Raw genomic sequence first — 4,516 nt, forward strand, 5'->3', positions numbered from 1 at the left:
CGCGTCATTGCTCTACTCGTGGTGCGCGTTTTCTTCCTCTCCGTCAGATGCATTAGGCTCTCATTTACGGTGAACTCGATGTGACAATTTATTGGCCGCCTTGGGGGCGGCGAGTCTGCAGGGATACGTAGCTGGGCATCAACCCAGCGGAGTATCGGAGACAGGCCGCCTTGGGGGCGGCAAGTGGTCGCAGGTATGTAGCCGGAGGCGAAATACCGCAGACAGTACGGGGCTTGAGGCCCCTGTCAATTCTGAAAGCCCAAGCCCTATAAGATATCTTATAGGGGATGGGCTTTGGTAATGCATACTCACCGTGAACGAAAGCCACCCCCCCCATAGGGGGGTTGATACTCCTGCGGTTGCTAGTGGGTTTAGGTTCATGTGCATGCCCTCATTCTTGTTTCTTTGCGGGAGCATCAAAAAGCGAGACGTTGGCCTTTTCCTGCCCCTGTCGTAACTTCACCCGGTATAGGTTGGCTCGGAATTTGCTTACCGCGTCCCCCTTGGCCGATTAAGCGTGGGACTTTTCGGCACGCCACGCGCAGGCTAAACATTCCTTTTCAATCGGCGAAATAAGCGCGCTTGATCAAGGACCACCTGGGAGGTCAGGTCATGAATAAGCCGCCTACGCCTGATGTACGCCTTTAGCATTTGCCTTCATCGCAGTTTCTCTTAGCTGTTTCGCAATAGCTGTGCCATAGCCGCCTCAGAGCGGGTTTTGCGTCTTGCGCGTGGCCGTCTGTAGACATTCTGTGTCAGTAAAGCGGCGTATCGTGCAAGACACTAACCAACTAATCGGAAGGAGAAGCGTCATGACAATAGGCATAAGCAAAAAACCGGGGCTAGCAGTCGGAATGCTGACTGTCGCCGTAGCCAGCTTGCTGGCTTTACCCCTAGGATCGGTACAGGCAGCAGATCCATCCCAGCCGGTCAAGACCATCTTTAAGCCGGCTGAAGTTCCAGACCTCGAAAAGATTCCCGCTGCTGGAATCTCCCGCAACTTCATGCTGGTCGACCATACCGATCTCGGTCGGGCCGGTCGCGACGTCAATGGCAACAGTCTCGCGTTCGCGGGCCATTGTCTCTACATCGGAGACAGGCGGAGACCCGGACCCGACGCAGGAGGTATGTTGGTCCTCGACGCGACGAGCCTTGAGATCCTCAATGAATTAGCCTTCGTGGCGGGCAGCAACCAGCAAGAGCACCGGACGGTTGACGATCTCGATCTACTGGTTGTTATGGGGTTCACTAGATCAGGGTCTGTGGGGCTAAACATCCTGCAGGTATGGGATACCACAGATTGTGAGAACCCGGTTCTTGAGTCGACCTTTGATTTCGGCGGTGGCCGGCCACACGAGTTCTTCCTTTGGCGGGATCCCACCGATACGACAAGAGTCTTAATATATCAGACACTCTCCGGGGAAAACGTCGCTGGGGGTGAGGAGCCAAACTTGCGGGTCATCGATGTCTCCGACAAGGCTGATCCGCAACTGGTCGCCACCTTTGACGCCAGAGACTTTGGTATTCCGCGTACTGAACCCGCTTCCGCTGACAACGGGTTTATTCGCCAGACCAACGGGCTCCATTCCCTCACCGTTAGCGATGACGGCACAAGGGCCTATCTGGCGATGCGCGATGCTGGCTTTCTCATCCTGGACAGCACCCCGTTAGCGACAGCGGCCAGCTGCGCCCTCTCTCACACCAAAAAGAAAAATCCGTGCCTCAGGATGGTCAATCCGAATCCGTCTGACCGGCTAGACTTCTCGCCCCCAGGTCCTGGGCGTACCCACAGTGCGATCAAAGTACCCGGCAAAGATCTCGTCGTACTGACCCACGAAGTGCTTGGCAGTGCAAGCTGTCCGTGGGGATGGGTTCGGATCACCGATGTGCGCTTTGAACCTCAGCCCAAGCAGATTTCCACGTTCCTCCTGCCGGAGAACCTGCAGGAAAACTGCGGCACGGTCGGGCCGATCGCTATCGCGACGGGAAGCGACTTCACCTCCCATAATCCGATCCCGCTCAGGAATCTCTTGCTCATAAGTTGGCGCGGGGCAGGGACGCGGGCGATCGACATCTCCAATCCCTTCATGCCGCACGAGGCCGGCTTCTACTTCCCGCAGACCGCAGTGGGGGCGGACGGTAATCGTGTCCGCATCCATATGGCGAGCTACCCCGTGATCAAGGATGGGTTGATCTACGTGCTCGACCGCTTCAACGGGCTCTTCGTCCTGCGGTACACCGGACCGTTCCACGAAGAGGTGGATGTGATTAGGGGACCCTGCCAGGGGAACGCCAGCCCGGTCGAAGACATTGGCTTCCTAACGGGCACATGCATCACTCCATAAGGTGAGCGAACTGGAACTAGAGCAACACACAGATTAGCTGGAAGGAGAAGAGCAACCCAGCTAAATTAGACTGGGATTTGTTAACCACAAGGGACCGCTGGATTCACTTCGGCGGTCCCTTTTTGGGCGGCAGTCGGGGAAGACAATGCGCGGCCGTAATCACATACCGAAGTTTTATATAAAATTCATCTTCAGCGGTGTCCACCACAAAACCTCTACCATCACCGACTCGGATCGCCCGTTCCAGATTAGACACGATCTGACTATATAAGGTCGCGTGCTCTTCTTTAGTGTAAGCCCCTGGGTCGGCCACAATTGAATCCACATCATATAAGGCTTCGGCTGATGCAGACTTGGAGTTCTTGGTTGAAGTCGTCTTGTTTGGGGGTGAGGTAGAAGCAGGGCATAATGGATCTCCTGTCTGCCTAGCGGCCGAGTCATCACGGTAGCAATCCGCGCTGGAAAGAAAAAGGCCCACACGGGGCGGGCCGTATTACACCGGCTGCTCAGTAGCTTCTCGGGACGCTAATCGTCGATGAGCTTGTGCGCGGCTCTGGATAAGGCCTTGCCGACAAACTGATGGACCTGCCCGGTAGGATGAATCGCATCGAAGAAGACGAAGTCATCAAACTTGTCCACCCCACAGCCGGGGTCAAAGTTGCGAGCTCCCGTGTCCCGGTACTCTCCGCTATCAAAACAGGCGTCCTTAATGTTCTCGAAAACGCCGAACAGTTTCCCAAAAAAGCGTACTACCTCAAAAAAGCGGAAAAGATCGAACTGCTTGATCTCGACTAGCGGTTGCCCCGCCTGGATCTGATCCAAACGCTCCGCCAATTGCTCGTTGAATTTTATCGTTACGAAAGTGGCGATTGCGCGCGCCAACCCGGACTCGGCTGCGGGGAGCGAACCGATATTTGGCGAATTGACGACCAAGAATTTGCGCGCGCCTGCGCCAACCAACAAGTTGATATTGTCCCCGATGGCGGCAACCGCGTCATCAATAATAGCTCCCGGCATCTCATCCGGCGTTGACCCTATAACCAACTCTGCCAGCGCGTTGGCGGCATCTATAACATCATTTCCGCCGATCATGAATACATAGAGCGCATCCGACGCTGCCGGTAAATCGGCTAAGTCGGCCAAGAATCCGGCTATTTGGACGTTGAGGTCTATGAGGTCTATGAGGTCGGATCCGCGAGCTGTCGCCGCCGCCACAGCATAGTTCGTGCCGAAGTCGGGCGGCCGAAAAGGCTCCAACCCAACCAGGGGCAAAAAATGCAGCGATGGCTGGAGGTCTTCGAAGCCGAAACGTTTGGCGAGAATCTCCACCGCAACCGGCCCGTTGCTGACCCGGCTACTCTCAAAAAATAGATCGGCGCAGGGGAAATCGGGGTCTACGTCTTTTATTATGGGTGGGTCCCCTTCAAAGGTAACATCAGGGAAACAGAGCGCCACACGGGGTCCTGTCATTGTCGGATTTGTCAGGAACGTCAGGAACTTGAGGAACTTCGGATTGCTCGTCAGGAGAAGCGGCGCGGCATCTGCCAAGGTAGCAGCATTACCCGTGTCGGAGAGGCTGTCGCCGAATACGAAGATGTCGCTGAACTCCTCGGCTTTAGCCCCGAGCGGGAGCAGCAAACCTAGACATAGCAGTGCGCGCATAAATTGTTTCATCATGGCGCCCTCCCCATTTCTGATGACATGGTGGTCTGCCCACCTGGGGGCACTCAAACCAAGCCAACTTCTAGAACGTTTCCTTTTCATTTTCTACCTCCTTGAAGGACACAGACATATCAGACTTATGGCCGGGGGCTGCTCAACCCCTAAGCGCATCTGCCCAGCAGGTGCGTCAGCCTTACTCTGATACCGTGCCATGCGGCACTACTCGGCTTACGAGCCGTATTTACGGGAGACGGAGGGCAAGACCCCTCAGAAAGCAGCAAGGACAGCAACTGGCAGGTGAATTAGCGGTTGTTCGGGGTGGGCTGAGCAGGGGGCTTAATGGCACAAGCCGACTGGGCGTCCATCACCTGCCGAGGACAACAGCAAACCACGTTCGCCCCCGAAGGGCAACCTGTATTTCCAGTATTCCAAAGGATGGGAACAATGATGGAGATGGATCTTCCCGACCGTTCCGATACCGGTGGAGTTGCCCTCTGCTGTCGGCAGGC

Annotated in this window: 2 protein-coding genes; one reads left to right on the plus strand and one right to left on the minus strand. The window is 55.8% G+C overall.

Features of this window, described 5'->3' with window-relative positions:
- The first annotated feature begins 812 nt into the window (after positions 1 to 812).
- A complete protein-coding gene (locus tag O6929_13700; protein ID MCZ6481433.1) occupies positions 813 to 2,345 on the plus strand; it encodes a hypothetical protein in 1,533 nt (510 codons plus the stop codon).
- Between the two features lie 525 nt (positions 2,346 to 2,870).
- On the opposite strand, the gene O6929_13705 is transcribed toward O6929_13700, so the two are convergent.
- Complete coding sequence (locus O6929_13705) at positions 2,871 to 4,022, minus strand: SGNH/GDSL hydrolase family protein (protein ID MCZ6481434.1); 1,152 nt, start codon at positions 4,020 to 4,022, stop codon at positions 2,871 to 2,873.
- Positions 4,023 to 4,516: the final 494 nt, after the last annotated feature.

This window comes from Candidatus Methylomirabilota bacterium (genome assembly GCA_027293415.1).
GTDB lineage: Bacteria > Methylomirabilota > Methylomirabilia > Methylomirabilales > CSP1-5 > CSP1-5.

What these genes read in the sequence shown, in the direction of transcription:
- O6929_13700 (MCZ6481433.1), top strand. Translation starts at nt 813, where the DNA reads ATGACAATAGGCATAAGCAAAAAACCGGGGCTAGCAGTCGGAATGCTG.
- O6929_13705 (MCZ6481434.1), bottom strand. Translation starts at nt 4,022, where the DNA reads ATGATGAAACAATTTATGCGCGCACTGCTATGTCTAGGTTTGCTGCTC.